We start from the raw sequence: 23,573 nt of genomic DNA on the forward strand, positions 1-23,573 counted from the left end.
AGGACATGCACGCGCTCGACGTACTCGGAGACCCGATCCGTCGCCGCATCCTCGAACTGCTCGCGGCGGGGGAGGAGACGGCAGGTGGTCTGGGGACTGTGATCCAGGAGGAGTTCGGCATCAGCCAGCCTGCCGTCTCGCAGCACCTGCGCGTGCTGCGCGAGAACGGGTTCGCGACGGTGCGTCCCGAGGGGACCCGGCGGATGTACGCCGTGAATCCCGCGGGTGTGGCGGCCGCGAATGCCTGGTTGTCGCCGTTCGAGCGCTTCTGGCGCGGGCCGCTGGCTGCGCTGGACACCGAGCTCGCCCGGGGGCCTCTGGAGCGCCGCCGAGACGGGCGGGTCGAACCGAGAGCGGAGGAGTGACGACATGGACATTCAGAAGCAGCTCGACAGCGTCGAGCGAGAACTGCGCACGGAGGAGTTCGCCGGCGCGCCGGCCTACATCCAGAGCATCAGCCAGGCGTACTCCTCGCCGATCGAGGACGTGTGGGATGCCGTGACGAATGCGGACCGCATCGAACGGTGGTTCCTGCCGGTGTCGGGCGAGTTGCGTCAGGGCGGCCGGTACCAGTTCGAGGGGAACGCGGGAGGGCGGATCCTGGCGTGCGATCCGCCGGCGGACGGCCGGGCGGAGTACCGGGTGACATGGGAATACGGCGGCGGGGTGACGTGGCTCACCGTGCGGCTGGCAGCGGTGGAGGCCGGTGGCACCCGCCTGCGTCTCGAGCACGCCGCTCACACGGCCGACGTGCCCACGGAGATGTGGGACGTGTTCGGACCAGGAGCGACCGGGGTCGGCTGGGATCAGGGGCTGTTCGGTCTCGCGCTGCACCTCGGCGCCGTGGACGGGCACCTCGATCCCTCGGAGGCCCAGGCCTGGCAGCTCTCGGAGGAGGGCAAGGCTTTCACTCGCGGCGTGGCCGAAGGGTGGGCGCGAGCGCATGTCGCCTCCGGTGCCGATTCGGCCGTGGCGGCACAGGCGGCGGACGCCACCTACGGGTTCTACACCGGGGAGCAGTGAGCGTCTCCGAAACGACGAAATCCCGCGATCTCTCGCGGGATTCTCGGTGGACCTGAGGGGACTCGAACCCCTGACCCCCTGCATGCCATGCAGGTGCGCTACCAGCTGCGCCACAGGCCCAGATGCCGCCCCGTAGAAGCCCGGGGCAACTTGAAAAGAGTACAACAGAAGCGGCCCCGTGCGCCAATCGGGCGCGGATCTCGGGTGTGTCCGGCCCTCGCCCGGCAGACACCGCTCTGCTACGGTTGCATGCATGTGCTTGGTCTTCTCACGCCTGCGCTCGGAGTAATCCGGCGCACTCCGTCGCGTTTGCCGCGACCTGTCTTACCGACCTTTCCCTGAGGCGGTCGACACGTGATGCCGATGGACCTTCCGCTCCACCGACAGGAAAGCACATGAACAACGCACCGTTCCCTTTCAGCGACCCCCGAAGCACGTTCCTTCTCGTCCACGGTTCCGGCACGAGCTCCCACATGTGGGCGCCGGTGCAACGCGAGCTGGCGCTCCTCGGGAGGCGCTCGTACGCGATCGATCTTCCGGGACACGGTCTGGAGGCGCAGTATCCGGTCGCCTATCAGGCCCCGCAGGATCTCGAAGCACTGCGGATGCATCGGTCGATCCTCGAAGACGTGACTCTCGACGACAACGTCGCCGCGCTGCTCGCGCCTGTCCGTGCGATGCGAGCGCACGGCCCGGTGATCCTCGTGGCGGCCAGCCTCGGGGGAATGACCAGCACGGTGTTCGCGAACCGTCATCCGGATCTCGTGGACGGACTCGCCTACATCTCTGCCTGGGCCTGTGCGTCGAGAGCCAATCCGATCGAGTACATGTCCGAACCCGAGTTCGCCAGGAGCCTGCTTCCGGAGCTGGCCGGCCTGAACATCGAAGTCGACTCCTCGCCCGCGGTCGGGAGAGCGAACTACCGGACGGCGGATGCGGATCTGCTGGAACGGTTGAAGGCGGCGACGATGGCGGACGTCGACGACGACCGGTTCCTGGCGTTCCTGAACCTCATGCAGCCCGACGAGTCGCTGTCCGTCATGCTCGGAAATGCCCGCATTCGGCCGGACGTCTGGGGGCGGATTCCGCACACGTTCGTGCGTCTGCTTCAGGATCGGTCGCTCCCTGTCGAGATGCAGGACCGCCTGATCCGTGAGGCCGATGCGCTCACACCGGAGAATCCGTTCCGTGTGCACTCCCTCGACACGTCGCACGCCGGCTTTCTCTTCCGCAGCGCCGAGGTCGCTCGGTTGCTGATCGGGTCGTGACCAACGGCGGAGGTTCCGGAGTCGCGGGACCTCCGCCGGAACATCCGCGGACCCGCGGGCGTTGGCCACATCGTGGACATCTTCGACAGCATCGTGATCGGCGCGGGACAGGCAGGGCTGTCGGCGTCATATCACCTGCAACGTCTCGGCATCCGGCACCTCGTCCTGGATGCCGACAGCAAGCCCGGAGGCGCCTGGCAGCACCGCTGGGATGCCCTCACGATGACCGATGTCCACGGCGTCGCCGAACTTCCGGGCTCGACTCCGCCGCCGCGTGACGCCCAGCGCGCGAACCGGGCGGTCCCGGCATCCTTCGCCGCCTACGAGCGCCAGCACGGCCTGCCGATCGTCCGCCCCGTGCGGGTCGACCGGGTCACGGATGACGACGGCATCCTCGTCGTCCACGCCGGCGAGCGGACCTGGCGCACCCGCACGATCGTGAACGCGACCGGCACCTGGACCCACCCGTTCCTGCCGCACTACCCGGGGATGGAGACCTTCGTCGGTGAACAGTTGCACACGGTCGACTACCCGGGCCCGGAGCACTTCCGAGGCAAACGGGTGCTCATCGTCGGCGGGGGAGCGTCGGCCGTGCAGTTCCTCGGCGCGCTCGCGCCCCTCACGGACACGATCTGGGCGACCCGCCGTGAACCGGTCTGGCGCACGGACGACTTCACCCCCGAGGCCGGTGCCGCCGCCGTCGCCCTCGTCGAGCGGCGCGTGGCTCAGGGGCTTCCGCCGGAGAGCGTCGTGAGCGTCACGGGTCTCATGCTCCGGGCTCAAGAGCGCGAGGCCGAGCGTCTCGGCGCGTACGCGGCACGCCGCGCGATGTTCTCCCGGATCGAACCGGACGGCGTCCGCTGGGCGGACGGCTCCTTCGAACCCGTCGACGTGATCCTGTGGGCCACCGGTTTCCGTCCCGCCGTCTCGCATCTCGCACCTCTGCACCTGCGCAGCGCGGCCGGCGGCATCCGGCTGGAACGGAACGGCCGCGGCACCACGGCCGTAGCCGACCCCCGCGTGCAGTTGGTCGGCTACGGTCCGTCGGCCAGCACGATCGGCGCCAACCGCGCCGGACGCACCGCGGCGAAGGGCGTTCAGCGGGAGCTGGCCAGGATCGCGGAGAGCGTCCCCGGCTGAGCGGTCCTACGGGCGCATCCGTGATCGGGAGGGGCCGACGCCGATAGCCTGGAAGCGTGTTTCGGATCGTGGTTCTCATCGTCTGGCCCCTGCTCTCGGCCTGGCTGGCCATCTGGGCGGCGGAAGGCCTGTTCGGCGTCGATCAGAGCACCTCGATCCTGCCGTTCAACGACGACGGACCCGGTCCGATCCTGATCGGCGTCGCGTGGGGACTGATCCTCACGATCGGCGGCGGCGTCCTGGGCGTAGGACGCCGCTCCACGCCGCGGGGCGAGACGCGGATCGGCGTCGGCCGGATCGTGGAGGTGGCTCGCACCGGTCTGACGGTCAACGACGTCCCGCAGTACGACATCTTCGTGCGCGTGTCGCCCGTGGACGGCGAGGAGTTCGTCTCCCAGCTGCGGATGCTCGTCCCCGCCACCGATGCGAGCGCACTGCAACCGGGTTCCCCGCTTCCCGTGCGCTACAGCGCGAGCGATCACGATGCGGTCGAGCTCGCCGACATCACCGACCCTCCCGTGCGCGAGGCCATGCTCGACTGGCGCATCGCGCGCGGCCTGATCGACCCGCGGCAGGTGCGTGCTCGGAAGGAGGGGCGGCAGGCCCCGGCATCCGTCCTGTCGGTGCGCCCCACCGGCAGGCGCCGCGAAGGGCAGAGCGAGCTCGCCGTCCGCCTCCTCATCACCCCGGAAGGCGAGACCGGCTGGGAGGCCGACACGACGGTGTTCGTCTATCCGGAGGCCGTCTCGCGCGTGCAGGTCGGCTCACCCGTGTGGGCGCGGTATCTCCGTGACGATCCGCACACCGTCGCCCTGACGATCGAAGAGGAGGCCGCGCGATGAACCTCATGGACACGCTCGTGTGGCTGGTGAACTTCCCCGTGACCCACGGGTACGCAATGGTGTTCATCGCGGGATTCGCGATGCTGGGCCTGCTCTCGCAGGCGACTCGGCCCATCGGAGCACGTTCCCGGCTCTCGACGATCCGCGCGCGGGAAGGCCTCGTGGAATCGGGTTCGGACCGGCGTTCCCGCGTCGTCATCGCCCGCCTCCAGCGCCTCTTCTTCCGCGTGCTCGCCGTCGTGATGGGTGCTGGCCTCGTCCTGGGCATCCTGGGTCTGATCGGCGTCCCGGTGACCTCGGCGTACATCCACGACAACGGCCAGCCGGCCGTCGCGACCGTCGACGGCGACTGGGTGAGGTTCACCACGGCGACGGGCGTGGAGTACACGCTGCCGAACGACTTCTTCACGCCGTCGATGTACCCCGACCGGGACGCCTGGGTGCCCTCAGGCGACATCGTCGTCCGGTACCTGCCCTCGCATCCGCAGGCCTACGTCATCGACACCGAGCAGCTTCCTGAATAGCATCGGAGGCCTCATGTCCCGCATCCTCGTCTTCGGCGGTCACGGCCGCATCGCCCTCCTGCTCGCTCCGCTGCTGGTCGCCCACGGCGACGAGGTCACCGCGGTGATCCGCAATCCCGCCCACGCCGACGAGGTCGCCGCCACGGGCGCGACCCCCGTCGTCTCGGACGTGGAGACAGCGGATGCCGCGACCCTCGCCTCGCTCATCGCCGGCCACGATGCGGTCGTGTGGTCTGCCGGGGCGGGCGGCGGCGATCCGCGCCGCACATACGCAGTGGACCGCGACGCCGCGATCCGAAGCATGGAAGCGGCCGCGTCCGCCGAGGTGCGGCGTTACGTCATGGTGTCGTGGATCGGATCCGCGGCCGATCACGGCGTGGATCCGGAGAGCAGCTTCTTCGCCTACGCGGATGCGAAGTGGGCGGCCGACGCGCACCTGGCGCACACGGACCTGGACTGGACGATCCTGGGTCCGGGCACGCTGACCTTCGACCCGCCCACCGGTCTCATCCAGGTGGACGAGTCGGGGCGCGGATCGGTGGCCAGGGCGGACGTCGCCGCCGTCATCGCCCGGACGCTCGCGGAGCCCGCCACGATCGGGAAGACGATCCGGTTCGGCAACGGTCTGGACGGCACGCCGGCACCGATCGCCGAGGCGCTGCGGGGCTGAGACGCCGGCGGGTCAGACCGGGTCCGCACCCAGCCAGGCCGTCAGGATCCGCTCGCGCAGCACGTTCCCGCGTTCGGCGAATCCGCGCTGGCGGCGCACGTACTCGCTCTTGCCCTCCGGGGTCTCGATGCGCACCGGCGCGATGCCCCAGTCGCTCAGGTCGTAGGGCGCCGCCTGCATGTCGAGCTCCCGGATGTCGCGGGCGAGCTCGAAGCAGTCCAGTAGCAGCTCACCCGGCACGAGGGGGCCGAGCTTCATCGCCCACTTGTAGACGTCCATGCCGGCGTGCAGACAGCCGGGCTGCTCGGCATCCGGCTGGTCCGCCCGCGTGAGCGGAGTGCGGTTGCGCGGGACGGCCTCCGGCGTGAAGAACCGGAAGGCGTCGAAGTGCGTGCACCGCAGTTCGTGCGCGTCGACGACCGCATCCGTCCCGTCCTGGCCGAGCCGCAGCGGAACCGCATGCCGGTGCTCGTCCGCGCGATACACCATCGCCCATTCGTGCAGCCCGAAGCAGCCGAACTGACCGGGCCGTGCGGCGGTGCGCCGCAGCATCCGCTCCACCAGGGCTGCCAACGGCGCCTTCTCGACGGCGAACAGGCCCGCATCCGGCACCGCGGAGCCCGGGGAGCTTCCGGGGGAATACCAGCGCCAGCTCAGACGCTCGGACGCGTCCGCGAGTTCGACACCCGCGCCGGGATGCCAGCGCCGCAGGTGCGACGGCCGGTAGCTGTAATACGTGAACAGGAAGTCCTCGACGGGATGCTTCTCGCTGCGCGCGGCTCGGTCCCGGTGGGCCGCCGTGAGCGCATCCGCCCGATCCCGGTGCGCCTGCTCGCGTGCGCGCCATTCGGCCGGGTGGAGCGCTGCGGACATCAGTGCAGGATCCCCACCTCGCCGAGTCGCTCGCGCAGCCCGGCGCCGTCGGATGCCGACACCCACGGCGCCGCATCCTCGGAGTGGTCGTCCACGGGCGCACGTCCGCCGGCGAGCATGGCCTCGGTGGTGGAGAGCAGGCGGATCGCGACACCGGCGACGGATTCCGGATGCTCCTGCTGGAACTGCGTGTAGATCGCCTCGTCGTGCTGGCCGTCGTCGCCGATCAGCAGCCAGCGCATGGTCGGGAACTCCGCGGCCAGGCGTCGCAGGTTGGTGAGCTTGTGCTCGCGGCCGCTGCGGAACCAGCGGTCGTGCGTCGGCCCCCAGTCCGTGAGCAGCATGGATCCGGCCGGGAACAGATGGCGGCTGAGGAACCGAGTCAACGTGGGGGCGATGTTCCACGCCCCGGTCGACAGGTAGATCATCGGGCACCCGGGGTGCTGGCGCATGATCTGCTCCAGGAGCACCGCCATGCCCGGAACCGGAAGGCGAGCGTGCTCGTCGACGACGAACGAGTTCCACGCGGCGATGAACGGCCGGGGGAGCGCGGTGACCATGACGGTGTCGTCCACGTCGCAGATGACGCCGAAATCGACGCTCTCGTCGACGATGAAAACGGTGCCCTCGACGGGCGGCTGGCCTTCGACCGACATCGTGATCCGCTGCCAGCCCGGTTCCAGGTCCGCCTGGATCACGGTGTCGACGACCCCGCCGCGATCCGCCGCGACGATCTGCGTGCGATCGCCGATCGTGATCTCCACGTTCGAGAAGCCGACCGGGATGCCGACGAAGCTGCGCCAGCCGCGGATGCCGGCGAACTCGCCGTTCGCCTTCCGCCGTTGCGGGGGGACGATGAGCACGCGGCCCACCACGCGGACCCAGCCGGCACCGCCGTATCCGGGGAAGGGCAGGATCGACGCCGTGCGGCCGCGCTTGCGTGCGCGCCCTTCGCGCCACACGTGGAAGCGGTGCTCCAGGCGGGCGAACCAGTGGATCCTGGCCGGGACGGCGGACTGATCGGGCATCCCCCTCAGTCTTTCATGGGCTGACCCGTGCTCCGTTCGGGTTTCTTCCCGGTTCCGTTCATGGGCCGGCCCGTGCTCCGTTCGGGATTCTTCCCGGTTCCGTTCATGGGCTGGCCCGTGCTCCCGCTCTCCGCGGCGGACGAGTCCGCGCCGGCGGGGTGCGCGTGCATGTGCCGCGCCTCCCACGCCCCCAGCGCCTTCTTCCCCAGCAGCACCACGATCAGGAACACGACGATGACGCCGACGAAGATGTAGCCGGCGAAGTGCACGCGGTCGACGAGCTCGCGGAAGCTGCCCGCGGCCAGCGAGGTGACGCTCACGTACGCGGCTGCCCACAGGATGCACGCCGGGGCCGTCCACGCCAGGAAGCGCCGGTAGGAGTATCCGCTCATCCCCACCGTCAACGGCACCAGCGAGTGCAGGACGGGAAGGAACCGCGACAGGAAGATCGCGAGTCCGCCGCGACGGCGCAGGTAGATCTCCGCCCGCACCCAGTGCGCCTCGCCGATCCGCCGCCCCAGCCAGGAGTGCCGGATGTGCGGACCGAGCCATCGGCCGAGGGCGAACCCGATGCTCTCGCCGATGAGGGCTCCGATGACGACCGCGACGCCTAGCGCGATGCCCTCGGGGACGCTCGTGATCCCCATGGAGGCGATGATGACGATGGTGTCGCCGGGGACGATGAGCCCGATGAGGATGCTGGTCTCCAGCAGCACGGCGACGCCCGCGATCAGCGTGCGCGCGACCGGATCGACCGACTGCACGGCATCGAGCAGCCACAGCAGGAAGTCGTCCACGTTGACGAGGATACGCCGAGGCTCCCGGCCCTACGCTGGGAGCGTGCCGCACATCCCCGCCCTCGACGCCCGCGCGCTGTCGGTCGTCGCCGCGCCGGTCGACCTGTTTCCCGGGCTCGAAGCGGGCGGCGGGGACGTCTTCTGGCTGGACGCCGGGGCGGATGCGCGGCAGGGCTGGAGCATCCTCGGAACCGGGACGACGGAGACGGGCGCCGCGGCTCCGGTGTCCGTCCGCATCGATGCGGTGCCCGCGCGCGACGACGTCCGCCCGCCTTTTCTCGGCGGATGGGTCGGCTGGCAGGACTACGAATCCGGCGCAGCTGCGGCCGGCGCGCCGACGGCAGGAGTGGGAACCGGCCAGGGCGGTGCCTGGATGCGCGTGCAGCGGGCGATCGCGTACGACCACGTCGACGACGTCCTGTGGGCCCTCGCCCCGGTCGACGATCTGGATGCCTGGGCCGCCGAGGTCGAGCGCCGCTGCACCGCGGCATCCGGATCCATGCACGGCCCGACCGCCGTCATCGACCGGATGCCGGCGCCGACGGCTCTGGCGCGGCACAGCCCCGACGCCTATGCCGCGCTCATCGAACGATGCCGCGAAGAGATCCGGGCGGGATCCGCGTACCAGCTGTGCCTGACGACCAGGTTCGAGGTCCCGGGTGTGCACGACGCCGTCGCGGTCTATCTGCGACTGCGTGCCGCGACGCCCGCGCACCACGGCGGATTCCTCCGGGTCGGCGGCCGCGTCCTGCTGAGCGCGAGTCCCGAGCAGTTCCTCCTCACCGACCGCGGGCGCGTCATCACTCGGCCGATCAAGGGCACCCGCCCCCGCTCGGCGGACCCGGGGGAGGACGCCGCCCTCGCGGTCGAGCTGCTCGAGAGTGCGAAGGAGCGCGCCGAGAACGTGATGATCGTCGATCTCATGCGCAACGACCTGTCTCAGGTGTGCGCGCCCGGCACGATCCGGGTCGAGGGGCTGTGGGAGGTCGAGAGCTATCCGGCCGTGCACCAGCTGGTGAGCACCGTGAGCGGGGAGCCGGCCCCGCACACGACCGTCGGGGCGCTGCTCGATGCGGCGTTTCCCGCGGGGAGCATGACGGGGGCGCCGAAGCTCTCCGCGATGACGATCCTGCACGGGCTCGAAGACGCTCCGCGCGGTGTGTACAGCGGATGCTTCGGATACGTGGGCCTGGACGGCGCGCTGGATCTCGCCATGGTGATCCGCAGCATCCTCATCGACCGCGAGGGGGCGTACGTCGGCGCCGGCGGCGGCATCACGTGGGGGTCGGAGCCCCGGTCCGAGGTCGCCGAGGTCGCGATCAAGGCACGCGCCCCGCTGGCGGCCCTGGGGGCGCGGCTGCCCGAAGCCTGGCTCGGCGGATGATCCGATAACCTGGAACTTCGCGATTCCGCGCTCCCTGCTTTCCAGATTGGCCGTTCGCTCTTGTCCGAGAACACGTTTGAAGAAGCATCCGCTCTGCCCTCGCCGCACGCCCTCCAGGCGAAGTGGCAGAAGTACTGGGCCGAGAACCAGACGTTCCTCGCCGGCGACCGCGACGACACGCGTCCGCGCAAGTACGTGCTGGCGATGTTCCCGTACCCCTCCGGCGACCTGCACATGGGTCACGCCGAGAACTACCTCTACTCCGACATCGTCGCGCGCTTCTGGCGTCACCGCGGGCACAACGTCCTGAACCCGATCGGGTGGGACTCCTTCGGGCTGCCCGCCGAGAACGCCGCCATCCGTCGCGGAGCCGATCCCCGCGAATGGACCTACAAGAACATCGCGCAGCAGAAGGCCGGCTTCGAGCAGTACGGCGTCTCGTTCGACTGGTCGCGGGTGCTGCACACCTCCGACCCGGACTACTACCGCTGGAACCAGTGGCTGTTCCTGAAGATGCACGAGCGGGGACTCGCGTATCGCAAGAAGAGCCCGGTGAACTGGTGCCCGAACGATCAGACCGTGCTCGCGAACGAACAGGTCGTCGACGGGCGCTGCGAGCGCTGCGGCGCCGAGGTCGTGAAGAAGAAGCTCACGCAGTGGTACTTCAAGATCACCGACTACGCCGACCGTCTGCTGGACGACCTCAACCAGCTCGAGGGCTTCTGGCCGCACAAGGTGCTGCAGATGCAGCGCAACTGGATCGGCCGATCCGTCGGCGCAGACATCGACTTCGTCATCGAAGGACGCTCCGAACCGGTGACGGTGTTCTCGACGCGCCCCGACACGCTGCACGGAGCGACCTTCTTCGTCGTGGCGCCCGATTCGGACCTCGCGTCCGAGATCGCCGCGGAGGCACCGGCCGACGTGCGTCAGCGCTTCGCCGACTACCTGGCCGAGGTGCAGAAGACCACCGACATCGACCGTCAGTCCACGGACCGCCCCAAGACCGGCGTTTTCCTGGAGCGCTACGCGATCAACCCCGTCAACGGCGAGAAGCTGCCGATCTGGGCAGCGGACTACGTGCTCGCCGACTACGGCCACGGCGCGGTCATGGCTGTTCCCGCGCACGATCAGCGAGACCTGGACTTCGCCCGCGCTTTCGATCTGCCGGTCAAGGTCGTCGTGGACACGACCGCACCGGTGACCGGTGCCATGCCTGTGATCGAGGTCGACGAGGACGGCGTCCCGATCGACACCCTGCCGAGCCTCGACGAACAGCACCCTTCGGTCACGGGCACAGCACTGACCGGCGAGGGCCGCCTGATCAACTCGGGTGAGCTGAACGGCCTGTCCAAGCGGAACGCGATCGCGCGGACGATCGAGAAGCTCGAGGCTGCCGGCACCGGCCGTGCGGCGAAGAACTATCGCCTGCGCGACTGGCTGATCTCGCGTCAGCGCTTCTGGGGGACGCCGATCCCCATGCTGCACGCCGAGGACGGGCGCATCATCCCGGTCCCCGAGGACCAGCTGCCCGTGCGCCTGCCCAGCGTCGAGGGGCTGGATCTGTCGCCCAAGGGCGCGTCGCCTCTGGGCGCCGCGGAGAGCTGGGTGCGCACGACCGACCCGGCGACGGGCGACCCGGTGCTGCGCGATCCCGACACCATGGACACGTTCGTCGACAGCTCCTGGTACTTCCTCCGCTTCCTGTCTCCGGGAAACGATGAGGTCGCCTTCGAGCCCGCCGAGGCCGACCGCTGGGCGCCGGTGGACAGCTACATCGGGGGCGTGGAGCACGCGATCCTGCACCTGCTGTATGCACGCTTCATCACGAAGGTGCTGTTCGACATGGGCCTGATCGACTTCACCGAGCCGTTCTCGAGCCTCATCAATCAGGGCATGGTGATCCTCGACGGCGCGAAGATGTCGAAGTCGAAGGGCAACCTCGTCCTGTTCCAGGAGGAGCTGGACGCGCACGGCGCCGACGCGCTGCGTGTCGGTCTGGCGTTCGCCGGACCCGTCGAGGACGACAAGGACTGGGCGGATGTCTCCACGACCGGCGCTCAGAAGTTCCTGGCGCGTGCGCTGCGCATCGCGCACGAGGTCGAGAGCCCGGTCGACGTGATCTTCGCCGGCGGCGACGGCGCGCTCCGCCGCGGCACGCACCGTCTGCTGGCGGATGCGCCCGCGTTGGTGGAGCAGACCAAGTTCAACGTCCTCGTCGCGCGGCTGATGGAGCTCGTGAACCTCACGCGCAAGACGATCGACTCCGGCGGCGGTGCCGCGGACCCGGCCGTGCGCGAAGCGGCGGAGACCATCGCCGTCATGCTCGACCTCATCGCCCCGCACACGGCGGAGGAGATGTGGGAGCTGCTCGGGCACGAGCCCTCCGTCGGGCTCGTTCCGTGGCGTTCGGCGGACCCGGCGCTGCTCGTGGAGGACACGATCACCGCGGTGGTGCAGGTCGGCGGAAAGGTCCGTGCGCAGCTCGAGGTGTCGGCCAAGATCGGTGCCGAGGAGCTCGAGGCGCTCGCGCGCGCGGATGAGCGCGTGATCCGCGCGATCGGCGACAAGGAGATCGTGAAGGTCGTCGTGCGGGCTCCGAAGATCGTCAGCATCGTCGTCAAGGGCTGAGCGAACCTGCCGCGGGTGCGCCGGCGGCACTCGTCCTGCACCGGGGACACCGACGCCCGGGTTCTCCCCGGGTGCCGGCTGAGGGCGGTCCCTGCCCGCTCGCGCGTGCGTAGCGTGGCGGCGTGCCCGAGGAATCCGAACCGCCACCGGCGCGCCGTCCGGCGCGAGGACGCCTCGGCGTCGGTGCGGCCGTGGTGCTCGGACTCGTCGTGGTCTCCGGCGCCGTGGGCCTCGGCATCCTCCGAGGGCAGGCTGCACCCTCGCAGGTGATCGATGTCGCGGACGCCGGGCACGCGACCGTCGCACCCGGCGAGGTGTACGTGCACGTGCTGGGTGAGGTCGCGCATCCGGGGCTGTACGTGCTGGAGCAGGGCGCCAGGGTGGCCGACGCCCTCGCCGCAGCGGGCGGGACGACGGATGACGCAGATCTGGGCGCCGTGAACCTCGCGCGACTGCTCGCGGACGGAGAGCAGATCCTCGTCCCTCGGATCGGCGCGGCGGGGGAGACCTCGCCGCCCGCCGGCAACGGCAACGGCAACGGCACCGGCGCCCTGATCGATCTCAACACGGCCGATCAGACCGCGCTGGAGACCCTGCCGAGGATCGGACCGGCCCTCGCGGAGCGCATCATCCAGTGGCGCGACGAGAACGGCCGCTTCGCCTCCGTGGACGATCTCCTCGCCGTGCCGGGCATCGGGGAGAAGCTCCTCGCCGGGCTGCGTGACAAGGTGCGGGTATGACCGGCCGGGACCTGCGGCTGGTCCCGATCGCCCTTGCGGCGTGGGCGACCGCGCTGTGCTGTGCCTTCCTGCCCGGCGCCGCCTGGCCGTGGTGCGCTGCCGCGGCGGTCGGCTCGATCCTGCTCGTTCTGGCGGGTTCGCGGGGTGCCCGCTGGGCGCCTCTGGCGGCGCTCGTGTGCGCGGTCGGGGCGGCGGTCGCCCTGTCCTGCGCTCTGGCGACGCCGTCCCGGGAGGCGGTTCAGGAGCTGGACGGACGCGTCGTCGCGGTCGTGGCCGACATCAGCTCGTCCTCGTCGACGGGCGCCGACGGACGGCTCTGGTTCGATTCGCAGACCGTGCTGATCGGTCCGCCGGACGCGCCGGAAACGACGTCGGTACCCGTCCGGATCGGTGTTGACGGGCTGGACGGCGCCGATCTCGGGGCTCGGGTGCGCATCGTCGGTGAGGCGATGGCGACGGATGCCGCGGAGAGGGCGGTTCTCGTCGTCTTCGCGAGTTCCGCCGAGGTGGTGACACCGGCCGCGGGCGTCTTCGCGGTCGCCGCCGCGACGCGTGCGGACTTCGTCGAGCGTGCCGTCCGACTGCCCGAGCCGGGAGCGGGGCTCCTGCCCGGACTCGCGGTCGGGGACACGCGCGCCGTGGCGCCGGAGCTCGATGCGGCGATGCTCACGAGCGGGCTGTCGCACCTCACCGCGGTCTCCGGCGCCAACTGCGCCATCGTGGTCGGGGCGGCCTTCTTCGTCGTGGCGCTGTGCGGTGGCGGTCGTCTGCTGCGCGTCGTCGTGGCGCTCTCCGCGCTCGGGGCGTTCGTCGTGCTGGTGACACCCGAACCCAGTGTGATCCGTGCGGCGACCATGGCGGGCCTGGCCATGCTCACGGTGGTGCTCGGCCACCCGAGCGCCGGGGTGAGCGTGCTGTGCCTCGCGGTGACCGGCATCCTGATCGCCGATCCGTGGCTCTCCGCGACGCCCGGATTCGCACTGTCCGCGGCGGCCACGGCCGCTCTGATCCTGCTGGCTCCGCCCCTCGCACGCGGCCTCGAGCGGTGGCTGCCGCATCCGCTCGCGCTGGCCCTCGCGATCCCGGTGGCCGCCCAGTTGGCCTGCGGTCCGATCATCGCGCTGTTCGCCGAACAGCAGTCGCTCGTCGGGATCGTCGCGAACATGGTCGCCGCTCCGGCTGCTCCCATCGCCACCGTCATCGGGCTGCTCGCCTGCCTGGCCGCGCCGCTGCCGGCGCTGGCGGACCTGCTCGCGGCATCCGCCTGGCTCCCCGCCGCCTGGATCGCCGCGACCGCGACCACCACAGCTGCGCTGCCCGGCGCGGAGGTGCTCGTGGTGCCCGGAGTGTTCACGGCTCTGCTCGTTCTCGTCGTGAGCGCGGCCGTCGCCGTCGTGCTCTGGCGGCGCCGCACGGGCGCATCCCCTCCGCGGCTCCTGCGACGCGCAGCGGGCGGTGTCCTGGCGCTCGTCCTGGCGCTGGGCGGCGCGCGCGTGGCGCTGGACGGACCCCTCGCCGCCGTGCAGACCCCGGCCGGATGGTCGATCGCGGCGTGCGATGTGGGGCAGGGGGATGCGCTCGTGGTGCGCTCCGAGGGTCGGATCGCCCTGATCGACACCGGTCCCGAGCCCGACCCGCTCACCCGCTGTCTGGGGGCGCTCGGTGTCGACCGCATCGATCTCCTCGTGCTCACGCACTTCGACCTGGACCACGCCGGTGGTGCGCGGGCTCTGATCGAGCGGGTTTCGACCGTTCTGCACGGTCCGGTCGGCGAGCAGGCCGACGATCAGCTGCTCGCCCGGTTCGAGGCCGCCGGCGCCGAACTCGTCGAGGCCGCCGCCGGACAGCGCGGCTCACTCGGCGATGCACAGTGGAGGGTTCTCTGGCCCCGCGGAGGGCAGGCGGCCTTTCCGGCGGGGAACGACGCGAGCGTCGTGTGGGAGATCGCAGGTCACGACGTGCCGCGCAGCCTGTTCCTCGGCGACCTGTCCGCGACTCCGCAGCGGCTGCTCGCGGCATCCGGGATGCTCGACCCGCCGTACACCGTGGTCAAGGTCGCCCACCACGGCAGCGCGGATCAGGACACGGAGCTCTATGCGATGCTGGAGCCGTCCGTCGCGATCTTCAGCTCGGGAGCCGACAACGACTACGGCCACCCGCGACAGGAGACATTGGACCTCCTGGCTGCGACGGGCGCCGTGTCCGTCCGCACCGACCGGCAGGGACGCGTCCTGCTGGGGACGCGAGACGAGGAGCTGGTCGTCTGGACCGAGCGGTCCGCCGATGTCGGATCCGGGATCGGTGTCGGCGACCCCGGGTAGGCTGGCTGCATGGCAGCTGCTCGCACCCCCGCACGCAAGGCGGCGCCGAAGATCCCGCAGGTTTCCTGGCGAGACCCGCGTCCCGCACCGGTGGTGCTGGTGTCCGGCCCCGAGGAGGTCTGCGCCGAGCGAGCGATCGCCGGCATCCGCGACTATCTGCGCGCGGAGGATCCGGCACTCGAGGTCAGCGACGTCCGGGCCGACGACTACGCAGCCGGCACGCTGCTGGCCCTCACTTCGCCGTCGCTGTTCGGCGAGCCGCGCCTGGTGCGCGTCTCCGGCGTGGAGAAGTGCTCGGACGCGTTCCTCCAGGAGGCCGTCTCGTACCTCGACAACCCGCAGGAAGGCGCCACCGTCGTCCTGCGGCACAGCGGGGCGAGCGTTCGGGGCAAGAAGCTGCTGGACGCGTTGCGCGCGGGAACCGGGGGTGGCATCGAGATCGCGTGCCCGGCGGTCAAGCGGGACTCCGACCGGTTCGACTTCGCGGCGGGGGAGTTCAAGGCGGCCGGCAAGCGCATCCAGCCGCAGGCGCTGCGGGCGCTGGTTTCGGCGTTCGCCGACGACCTCACCGAACTGGCCGCAGCCTGTCAGCAGCTCATCAACGACGTCGACGGGGACATCACCGAGGACGTCGTCACCCGCTACTACGGCGGTCGGGTCGAGGTGTCGGCGTTCGTCGTCGCCGACACGGCGATCGCCGGCCGCTACGGCGAGGCGCTGGTCGCGCTCCGGCATGCGCTGGCCTCCGGCGCCGATCCCGTGCCGATGGTCGCGGCGTTCGCGATGAAGCTGCGCACCATGGCCAGGGTCGCCGGCATCCGCGGATCGAGCCGGGAGATCGCGTCCCGCCTGGGCATGAAGGATTGGCAGATCGATCGAGCCCGACGGGACCTCTCCGGGTGGAACGAGCGGACCCTGGGGCTGGCGATCCAGGCGACGGCCCGGGCGGACGCCGAGGTGAAGGGCGCAGCGCGCGACCCGATCTTCGCTCTCGAGCGCATGGTCACGGTCATCGCGACGCGGGCTCCGTTCGCGGACTAGCGAGTTCGCAGACGAGGAAAGCCCGCCCCGGTACGGGACGGGCTTTCAGAAGCGGAAGCGCGGCTCAGAGAGCGGCGACCTGCTTGGCGATGGCCGACTTGCGGTTCGCCGCCTGGTTCTCGTGGATGACGCCCTTGCTGACGGCCTTGTCGAGCTTCGTGGTCGCCTTCTTCAGCGCGGCCTGCGCAGCGGCCTTGTCGCCGGCGGCGACGGCCTCGCGGGTCTGGCGGACGAGGGTCTTGAGCTCGGACTTGACGGCCTTGTTGCGAGCCGTCGCCTTCTCGTTGGTCTTGATGCGCTTGATCTGCGACTTGATGTTTGCCACGCGTGGAAGCTTTCGTTCAGGGATGGGATTGGGATGTGCCGGGAGCAGTAGAGGGGCTGCCGTCCGGCGATCGTGAGGGGTTCACCCACACGCAAGCCAAGAACCAAGCTTACCAGGTCCACGGCGAAGCCTTGCGCAATGCTGGTGCTGGACGCGCCGGATAGGGCATGCTGAGCGCTATCGACCCGAAGGAGCCGCCGATGACGGACGCCTCATCCGGCCGGGGCCTACGCGTCGGCGGCCGCTGGCTCACGATGTTCGCGCTCGCGTGGCTGGCCGTGTGGACGGTCCAGCTGACTCCGGTGCAGCTGCTGCTTCCGCTGCAGCTCGACACGCCGGGCGGAAGCCGGGACTGGATCGGCGGCGTCGTCTGGTCGGGCCTCGTCCTCTCCGTCGGCGGTCTCGCCGGTGTGATCGCCGGGCCCGTGGCCGGGATGCTGTCCGATCGCACGTCCTCACGTTGGGGCCGGCGTCGCCCGTGGACGATCGGGGGATCAGTCCTGACCGCGGGATCCCTCGTCCTCACCGGGGCCGCAGACGGGCCGCCGGCGGTCGGCCCGGCGTGGATCGGCGTGTCCGTCGGCATCGCCGTGGTGTCGGCCGCATTGACGGCGCTGATCGCCGACCAGGTCGAACAGCAGCGTGGGACCGCCTCCGCCGTCGTCAGTTCGGCGCAGGCGGTCGGCATCGTCGTCGGCGTCGGCGCCGTCGTGCTGCTCGGTCTCGGCATCGCCGAGAGCTACCTCGTGCTCGCCGGCTTCATCCTCGTCGTCGGCATCGCGGCGGCCGTCCTGCTGCCGGACCCGCCCGCCTCCCGGTCTGCCCTGGCGGACGCCGCCGCGACGCACGCCGCGGGGAGGGACCGCTGGGGCGTGCTGCGCCGACGCGACTTCTCGCTCCTGCTGATCGGGCGCCTGACGGTGAACATCGGCAACGCCCTCGGGACGGCGCTCCTGCTGTTCTTCCTGCTGTACGGCATCGGCTCTCCCGCCGAGACCGCGGAGGACGACCTGCTGCTGCTCATCGTCGTCTACACGGTCTTCGTCGTGGCGGCCTCCCTCGTCGCCGGCGCGATCTCCGACCGCACGGGTCGGCGACGAGTGATCGTTGTCGTCGCGGGACTCGTGCAGGCGCTGTCGGCAGCGCTGATCCTGATCATGCCGACCCTGGTCGGCACCGCGGTCGCGGCGGCCTTCATGGGCGTCGGCTACGGCGCGTACATGGCCGTCAGCCTGGCGCTGGCCACCGACCTGCTGCCGGACGATCGCGACAGCGCACGCGATCTCGGTGTGGTGAACGTGTCCGCGAACCTCGGTCAGCTGCTGGGGCCGCTGATCGGCGCGGGGCTCGTCGCCCTCGTCGGAGCGTTCTGGCTGCTGTTCCTCGTCGCCGGCATCCTGTCGGTCATCGGGGCGGTCCTGACGCCGGCTGCGCGTCCCGTTCGAGCGTCGCTGTCGCCAGGTCCAGCAGCGCGTTGAACACGCGCGGACGCATCGCGGTCACGAGGTGCGAGGTCCGCGGCACGACGACGAGCTCGGACTGCGGCGTCAGGCGCTGGAACAGCCGTTCGTGCACCCGCAGCTGATCGAACTGACCGTTGATCCACCACAGCGGGATGCGGATGCGGGGGAGCGCCGCGGCGAGATCCAGCGCTGAGAGGCTGCCCAGGGCGATGTCCTGCGCGTCCAGCGCATAGCCGCCGGCCTCGAAATCTGCACGCGTGTCCAGCGGCAGGGTCGCCGCGAGCACACGTCCGCTCAGCCACAGGCCGCGATCGGGAAGCGCGTCGAAGCGCTGGGCGAGGAACCGGTAGGCGGCGAGGGCGGCGCCGCGGGGGAGTGCGGTGCAGGAGGCCCCGATGAGACCCGCCACAGGCGGAGGATCCTCCTGGCCGGCGTACGCGACCGAGAGCAGCCCGCCCATCGAGTGCCCGACCAGCAGGACGGGCGCGTCCGCGGCGGCCGTCCGCACAGCGCGGTCGATCGTGGCGAAGGCCTCGGTCAGCGTGAACGGCTCGTCGATGCGCGTTCCGTGCCCGGGCAGATCCACGGCCTCGGCCTCGACCCGGCGGGAGGCGAGGTGCGCGAGCTGCCCGCGCCACATCGTGCGCGACGTGCGGATGCCGTGGACGAGGACGACGCGGGGCTTCACGGTGCCAGCATAGGCACGCCCTCGCGGAAAAGCGGAAGCGGGGCCGGTGGCGAACCACCGACCCCGCTCTCACAGGTGCAGAAGAAGTGCTTACTTCTCCCAGCCCACGTTCTCGACCGGCAGCACGCCGAACAGGTCGAGGCCGACGTAGCTCTCGGGGGTCAGGTTGGCCAGACCCTCCTTGGCGGTCACGATGAACGGACCGTTGTACATCGGGATGATGCCCCACGACTGGAAGATCTCGGTCTCGAGCTCCATCGCGGCAGCCGTCTGCTCCTCGGCCGTCGGCAGCGACTCGACCTCGGAGTGGATGCGCTCATCCATCTCCGGGGTGCCGGTGCCCGACAGGTTCAGACCGCTGTCCGAGCAGTACAGCTGGCAGAACCAGGCCGCACCGAACGGGTCGGAGGAGGTGAAGGCCAGGAACATCATGTCCCAGTTCTTCGAGGTGTAGTCGTCCGAGAAGTCGGCCGACGGGCGGATCTCCAGCTGGACGTCGAAGCCGACCTCGTTGAGCTGCTGCTGGATGACCTTGCCGCGGTTCTCGACCGTGGCGCTGTCGCCGTGCACAGGGAAGACGACGGTGAGCTTCTCGCCGTCCTTCTCGCGCACGCCGTCCTCGCCCTCGACCCAGCCGGCCTCGTCGAGCAGCTCCTTGGCCTTCTCGACGTTGCCGTCCTCACGGCCGGTCTCAGCGAGAGCGTCCACGTAGCCGGGCTGGAACGAGAACAGAGTGAGCGAGCCTGCGGGCTCCTCGGTGTAGTCGAGGCCGTTCCAGACGACCTCCTTGACCTGCTCGCGGTTCAGCGCGGTGAACAGCGCCTCGCGGACCTTGACGTCCGAGAGGTTGGGCTTCTCGGAGTCGACCTCGAGCAGCGCGGTCGCGGTCGACTGCGCGCGGTACGTGACGACGCCCTCCATGTCGGCGACCTGCGCGAGCGAGTCGGCGCTCTGGGTCTCGACCTGGTCGATCTCACCGTTCTTGAAGGCGTTGATCGCGGCCGTGGTGTCGAGCTGACGCCACGTCACCTTGTCGAGCAGCGGCGCGTTGCCCCACCACTCCGGGTTCGGCTCGAGAGTGACCTCGCCGCCGTTGAGGTCGAAGTCGGTGACCGTGTAGGGACCGGCACCGTACTGCGGGTTCAGGTTGTCGATGAACGCCTCGTTGAAGACGGCCGGGTCCGCCAGCGCCGGGTGCACGATTCCGGTGAGGAACGGCATCTCGGGCCACGCGAAGATGCCGTCGAATGTCACGATGGCGGTCTTCGGGGTGTCGCCCTGCTCGACCGAGGTGATGGACTTGTATCCGTCGGTCGCGTTCGGGGTGAAGCCCTCGTCGTAGGAGCGGTTGGCGAGCCACGTGGCCTCGATGGACTTCCAGTCCATGTCGGTGCCGTCGTTCCAGTGCGCCTCTTCCGTGAACGTGAAGGTGATCTGCGTGTTGCCGTCGACCTCCTCGATCTTCCACTCGTCGAGGTAGGCGTCGTTCTTGTACGGCGTACCGTCGACGTCCTGCAGCATGACCTGCGGCATGTACCAGGCCGCGATGCGCGCGGTGTTCGACGAGCCGTCGCCGTGGAACGCGTTCAGCTGCGTGGGGATGTCGCTGATCGGGAAGATGACCTCGCCACCCTCCTGCAGGTTCTCGCGGGGCTGGGGGTTGTAGTCCGCGCCCGTGACGGTGCTGGCTCCGTCGCCTTCGCCTTCTCCGCCGTTGTTGCCGGAGTCGGACGCACACCCGGCCAATGCGAGTGCGAGGGCTCCGCTGAACGCGATCGCCCCCATCAGCTTGTGCTGCTTCATGGTGCTCCTTTCGCCTTTCGGCGTGTCATAAAGGCGAGAATAGTTCGCCGGTCGCACAAAAGGGGCGCCGCGAAAGTGAATCCCGCCTAACTGTTATCGGACGGTGACCGACCGTTACCGGCTGGTAACAATCGGGCACCGTCCGATGGAGGAAAACGCGTTCCGGACTCAGACCGTGGCGGCCTCGGTCTGCATCGTCTCCGGGTTGAAGACGAGCCTCTGACGCGTGCGCTCGATGTCCGGATCCGGCACCGGGATGGCCGACAGCAGGGCCTTCGTGTAGGGGTGCTGAGGGTTGTCGAACACCTCGTCGACGTCCCCGTGCTCGACGAAGTCGCCGAGGTACATCACCGCGACACGGTCGGCGATGTGGCGGACGACCGACAGGTCGTGGGCGACGAACAGGTACGACAGCCCGAGCTTCACCTTCAGATCGTCGAGCAGGTTGATCACGCCGGCCTGGATCGAGACGTCCAGGGCCGACACCGGCTCGTCGAGCACCACGATCTTCGGGTTGGTCGACAGCGCGCGGGCGATGCCGATGCGCTGCCGCTGACCGCCGGAGAAGGCCTGCGGGAAGCGGTCGCTGTGCGTGGGGTCGAGACCGACGAGGTCCATCAGTTCGTCCACGCGGGCGTGCGCCTCGTCCTTGGGCGTCCCGATCGCGAGCAACGGCTCGGCGATCACGTCCGCCACCGTCATGCGCGGGTCCAGGGCGCCCATCGGGTCCTGGAAGACGATCTGGATGTCGCGTCGGACGCGGCGCTCGATCTTGCGGCTCGTGATGTCGTTGACGCTCGTGCCGTTGATCACGATGTCGCCGTCCTGCTGCTTGATCAGATCCATGATCTGCAGCAGGGTCGTCGTCTTGCCGCTGCCGGATTCGCCGACGATCGCCATCGTCTCGCCCTCGCGGACGTCGAAGCTGATGCCCTTGACCGCGTGGACCTCGCCGACCTTGCGCTTGAAGAGCGCGCCCTTCATGAGCGGGAAGGTCTTGGTCATGTTCTTCACGTCGAGCGTGATCGGGCGCTGCTCGCGGGGAGTGCGGGTCAGGTCGCTCTCGGGGATCTCGCGCACCGGGTAGACGGGCAGGCCGCCCAGCATCCCGTCGTCGTCGATCTCGTGCGCGCGGATGCACGCGGCCTCGTGACGGACGCCGGGCTCGGCGGACACGTCGAGCAGCGGGGGTTCGCCGTCGCGGCACGCGTCGATCGCGATCGGGCAGCGGTCGGCGAACGGGCAGGCGTCCGGCAGGTTGATCAGGAGCGGGGGATTGCCCTTGATCGGGGTCAGCGGCTCCTTCTCGGCCTTGTCGACCCGGGGGATCGCGCCGAGCAGGCCGATGGAGTAGGGCATCCGCGTGCGATGGAACAGCTCGCCCACCGGAGCGTGCTCGACCGGCTTGCCGGCGTACATGACCATGACGTCGTCGGCCGTGCGGGCGACGACTCCCATGTCGTGGGTGATCATGATGACGGCAGCGCCCGTCTCCTGCTGCGCCTTGCCGATCAGGTCCAGGATCTGCGCCTGGATGGTGACGTCGAGCGCCGTGGTCGGCTCGTCCGCGATGATCAGCTTCGGGTTGTTCGCCATCGCGATGGCGATGACGACGCGCTGACGCATACCGCCGGAGAACTCGTGGGGGAAGGCCTTCATGCGCTTCTCGGGCTGCGTGATGCCGACCAGGCGCAGCAGCTCGAGCGAGCGGTCCCACGCCTCCTTCTTCGACAGGTTGCGGTGAACCGTGAGCGCCTCGATCAGCTGATCGCCGATCGTGAACACCGGCGTGAGCGAGGTCAGGGGATCCTGGAAGACCATGGACAGGCCGTTGCCGCGGATCGCGGACAGCTGCTTGTCGCTCTGGCCGATCAGCTCCTGGCCGTCGAAGATGATCGAGCCGCCGACCCGGGCGTTCTCGTCGAGCAGGCCCATGATCGCGAGCGACGTGACGGACTTCCCGGAGCCGGACTCGCCGACGATGCTGAGGGTCTTTCCCGCTTCGAGGTCGAAGGAGACGCCGCGGACGGCGTCGACGCGCCCCGCCTCGGAGGGGAAGCTGACGGTGAGGTCGCGGACGGAGAGAACAGTGCTCATGCGCGGCCTCCTGCCGCCGAGGTGGGATCGAGGGCGTCGCGCAGGCCGTCGGCGATGAGCGCCATCGAGACGGTCAGCAGCGTCAGGGCCGCGGCGGGGAAGTAGAACAGCCAGGGGGCGCTCGTGATCGTGCCCGCGCCGGAGCCGATCAGCGATCCCAGCGACACGTCCGGCGCCTTCACGCCGAAGCCGAGGAACGACAGGCCGGTCTCGGTCATGACCGCGGTCACGAGGCCGAGGGTGAAGTTCACCACGAGCAGCGAGCCGATGTTGGGCAGCATGTGCCGCAGCACGATCTTCATTCCGCCGATGCCGGCGTACCGCGCGGCGTGGATGTACTCCCGCTCGCGCAGGGAGAGCGACAGCGTCCAGATCACGCGGGCCGGGAAGAACCAGCCCGTGAGGATCATGATGACCGAGATGACCCGCCAGTCGCCGCCGGCGCTGTTGGAGATCATCGCCAGCAGGAGGAACGTCGGCACCACCATGAGGAAGTGGATGACCAGCAGGGTGGCCCGCTCGACGAAACCACCGAAGTACGCCGCCGCCGCGCCGACGACCGCGGACAGCACGACCGTCCCGATCGACACCGTGAGCGCGATCATGAGCGAGCGCTGCAGGCCGACCGCGACCTGGGCGAACGTGTCGTTGCCCGCGCCGTTCGTGCCGAACCAGTGCTCGGAGGACGGCGGGGTGGTGATGTTGAGGAAGTCGCTCTCGATGTGGTCCCACTGCGCGATGAGGGGGCCGACGATCGCGAACACCACCAGGACGGCGAACACGATGATGCCACCGACGGCGGGCTTGTTGCGCAGGAACCGCTTGGTGTAGAGCTCCATCTTGGACATCCGCTTGCGCGGCGTCCGGCGGATGGTCGTCTCTTCGACCGTGTCGTTGATGATCTCCGTGGTCATG

The 23,573-nt window shown here is 69.9% G+C and carries 20 protein-coding genes, 1 tRNA gene and 1 pseudogene; 13 read left to right on the forward strand and 9 right to left on the reverse strand.

Features of this window, described 5'->3' with window-relative positions; translation table 11 throughout:
* Positions 1–5 precede the first annotated feature (5 nt).
* Both AC3RXZ_RS01145 and AC3RXZ_RS01150 read left to right on the forward strand, forming a co-directional pair.
* Positions 6–365, forward strand: a complete 360-nt coding sequence (locus tag AC3RXZ_RS01145; RefSeq protein WP_491492915.1) for an ArsR/SmtB family transcription factor — start codon at positions 6–8, stop codon at positions 363–365.
* 4 nt (positions 366–369) lie between these two features.
* Complete coding sequence (locus AC3RXZ_RS01150) at positions 370–1,023, forward strand: SRPBCC family protein (protein ID WP_491492916.1); 654 nt, start codon at positions 370–372, stop codon at positions 1,021–1,023.
* A 47-nt stretch (positions 1,024–1,070) separates the two neighbouring features.
* Here the strand turns inward: AC3RXZ_RS01150 and AC3RXZ_RS01155 are convergent.
* Positions 1,071–1,143, reverse strand: a tRNA-Ala gene (locus AC3RXZ_RS01155).
* A 275-nt stretch (positions 1,144–1,418) separates the two neighbouring features.
* On the opposite strand from AC3RXZ_RS01155, the gene AC3RXZ_RS01160 reads away from it, so the two are divergent.
* The 5 genes from AC3RXZ_RS01160 to AC3RXZ_RS01180 all read left to right on the forward strand — a co-directional run bounded on the left by AC3RXZ_RS01160 (position 1,419) and on the right by AC3RXZ_RS01180 (position 5,467).
* The gene (locus AC3RXZ_RS01160) at positions 1,419–2,291 is read left to right on the forward strand and encodes an alpha/beta hydrolase (protein ID WP_491492917.1); all 873 of its coding nucleotides are present in this window, start codon (positions 1,419–1,421) and stop codon (positions 2,289–2,291) included.
* A 72-nt stretch (positions 2,292–2,363) separates the two neighbouring features.
* Positions 2,364–3,431: an NAD(P)-binding domain-containing protein gene (locus AC3RXZ_RS01165; protein WP_491492918.1), complete on the forward strand. Its 1,068-nt coding sequence runs from the start codon at positions 2,364–2,366 to the stop codon at positions 3,429–3,431.
* A gap of 56 nt (positions 3,432–3,487) precedes the next feature.
* Positions 3,488–4,273 carry a hypothetical protein gene (locus AC3RXZ_RS01170; RefSeq protein WP_491492919.1) on the forward strand — a complete coding sequence of 262 codons (786 nt, stop codon included), beginning with the start codon at positions 3,488–3,490 and terminating at the stop codon, positions 4,271–4,273.
* Positions 4,270–4,797, forward strand: coding sequence for a hypothetical protein (locus tag AC3RXZ_RS01175; protein ID WP_491492920.1), 528 nt, complete (start codon positions 4,270–4,272; stop codon positions 4,795–4,797). The genes AC3RXZ_RS01170 and AC3RXZ_RS01175 overlap by 4 nt, the downstream gene beginning before the upstream one ends.
* Before the next feature lie 13 nt (positions 4,798–4,810).
* Entirely contained in the window at positions 4,811–5,467 is a 657-nt protein-coding gene (locus tag AC3RXZ_RS01180) for an SDR family oxidoreductase (protein ID WP_243225864.1), read from the forward strand.
* A 12-nt stretch (positions 5,468–5,479) separates the two neighbouring features.
* Here AC3RXZ_RS01180 and AC3RXZ_RS01185 read toward each other — a convergent pair whose 3' ends face one another.
* The 3 genes and pseudogenes from AC3RXZ_RS01185 to AC3RXZ_RS01195 all read right to left on the reverse strand — a co-directional run.
* A complete protein-coding gene (locus tag AC3RXZ_RS01185; protein WP_491492921.1) occupies positions 5,480–6,340 on the reverse strand; it encodes an NUDIX hydrolase in 861 nt (286 codons plus the stop codon).
* Entirely contained in the window at positions 6,340–7,368 is a 1,029-nt protein-coding gene (locus AC3RXZ_RS01190; protein ID WP_243225862.1) for an App1 family protein phosphatidate phosphatase, read from the reverse strand. The genes AC3RXZ_RS01185 and AC3RXZ_RS01190 overlap by 1 nt, the downstream gene beginning before the upstream one ends.
* A gap of 155 nt (positions 7,369–7,523) precedes the next feature.
* Positions 7,524–8,165: pseudogene (locus tag AC3RXZ_RS01195) on the reverse strand (DedA family protein); the annotation flags it as partial.
* A gap of 43 nt (positions 8,166–8,208) precedes the next feature.
* Between AC3RXZ_RS01195 and AC3RXZ_RS01200 the strand changes: the two are divergent.
* The 5 genes from AC3RXZ_RS01200 (at position 8,209) to holA (ending at position 16,282) form a co-directional block, all read left to right on the forward strand.
* Entirely contained in the window at positions 8,209–9,549 is a 1,341-nt protein-coding gene (locus tag AC3RXZ_RS01200; protein WP_491492922.1) for an anthranilate synthase component I family protein, read from the forward strand.
* Positions 9,550–9,609: 60 nt separating this feature from the next.
* Positions 9,610–12,180 (forward strand): leucine--tRNA ligase, encoded by a 2,571-nt coding sequence (gene leuS / locus AC3RXZ_RS01205; protein ID WP_491492923.1) that lies wholly within the window; start codon positions 9,610–9,612, stop codon positions 12,178–12,180.
* Between the two features lie 122 nt (positions 12,181–12,302).
* Entirely contained in the window at positions 12,303–12,920 is a 618-nt protein-coding gene (locus tag AC3RXZ_RS01210; protein ID WP_491492924.1) for a helix-hairpin-helix domain-containing protein, read from the forward strand.
* Entirely contained in the window at positions 12,917–15,241 is a 2,325-nt protein-coding gene (locus AC3RXZ_RS01215; RefSeq protein WP_491492925.1) for a ComEC/Rec2 family competence protein, read from the forward strand. The genes AC3RXZ_RS01210 and AC3RXZ_RS01215 overlap by 4 nt, the downstream gene beginning before the upstream one ends.
* A gap of 9 nt (positions 15,242–15,250) precedes the next feature.
* Positions 15,251–16,282 carry a DNA polymerase III subunit delta gene (holA, locus tag AC3RXZ_RS01220; RefSeq protein ID WP_491492926.1) on the forward strand — a complete coding sequence of 344 codons (1,032 nt, stop codon included), beginning with the start codon at positions 15,251–15,253 and terminating at the stop codon, positions 16,280–16,282.
* Between the two features lie 64 nt (positions 16,283–16,346).
* Here holA and rpsT read toward each other — a convergent pair whose 3' ends face one another.
* Positions 16,347–16,607 (reverse strand): 30S ribosomal protein S20, encoded by a 261-nt coding sequence (gene rpsT / locus AC3RXZ_RS01225; RefSeq protein ID WP_491492927.1) that lies wholly within the window; start codon positions 16,605–16,607, stop codon positions 16,347–16,349.
* Positions 16,608–16,807: 200 nt separating this feature from the next.
* Here rpsT and AC3RXZ_RS01230 point away from each other — a divergent pair, with 200 nt between their 5' ends.
* On the forward strand, positions 16,808–18,085 hold the full coding sequence (locus AC3RXZ_RS01230; RefSeq protein WP_491492928.1) for an MFS transporter: 1,278 nt from the start codon (positions 16,808–16,810) through the stop codon (positions 18,083–18,085).
* On the opposite strand, the gene AC3RXZ_RS01235 is transcribed toward AC3RXZ_RS01230, so the two are convergent.
* From AC3RXZ_RS01235 to AC3RXZ_RS01250, 4 genes are all read right to left on the reverse strand, one after another.
* Positions 18,012–18,758: an alpha/beta fold hydrolase gene (locus AC3RXZ_RS01235; RefSeq protein WP_491492929.1), complete on the reverse strand. Its 747-nt coding sequence runs from the start codon at positions 18,756–18,758 to the stop codon at positions 18,012–18,014. The genes AC3RXZ_RS01230 and AC3RXZ_RS01235 overlap by 74 nt on opposite strands.
* Positions 18,759–18,848: 90 nt before the next feature.
* A complete protein-coding gene (locus AC3RXZ_RS01240; RefSeq protein ID WP_243225853.1) occupies positions 18,849–20,561 on the reverse strand; it encodes an ABC transporter family substrate-binding protein in 1,713 nt (570 codons plus the stop codon).
* A gap of 168 nt (positions 20,562–20,729) precedes the next feature.
* The gene (locus tag AC3RXZ_RS01245) at positions 20,730–22,658 is read right to left on the reverse strand and encodes an ABC transporter ATP-binding protein (RefSeq protein WP_491492930.1); all 1,929 of its coding nucleotides are present in this window, start codon (positions 22,656–22,658) and stop codon (positions 20,730–20,732) included.
* Positions 22,655–23,572, reverse strand: coding sequence for an ABC transporter permease (locus AC3RXZ_RS01250; protein WP_491492931.1), 918 nt, complete (start codon positions 23,570–23,572; stop codon positions 22,655–22,657). The genes AC3RXZ_RS01245 and AC3RXZ_RS01250 overlap by 4 nt, the downstream gene beginning before the upstream one ends.
* Position 23,573 lies beyond the last annotated feature (1 nt).

This window comes from Microbacterium cucumeris (genome assembly GCF_058349845.2).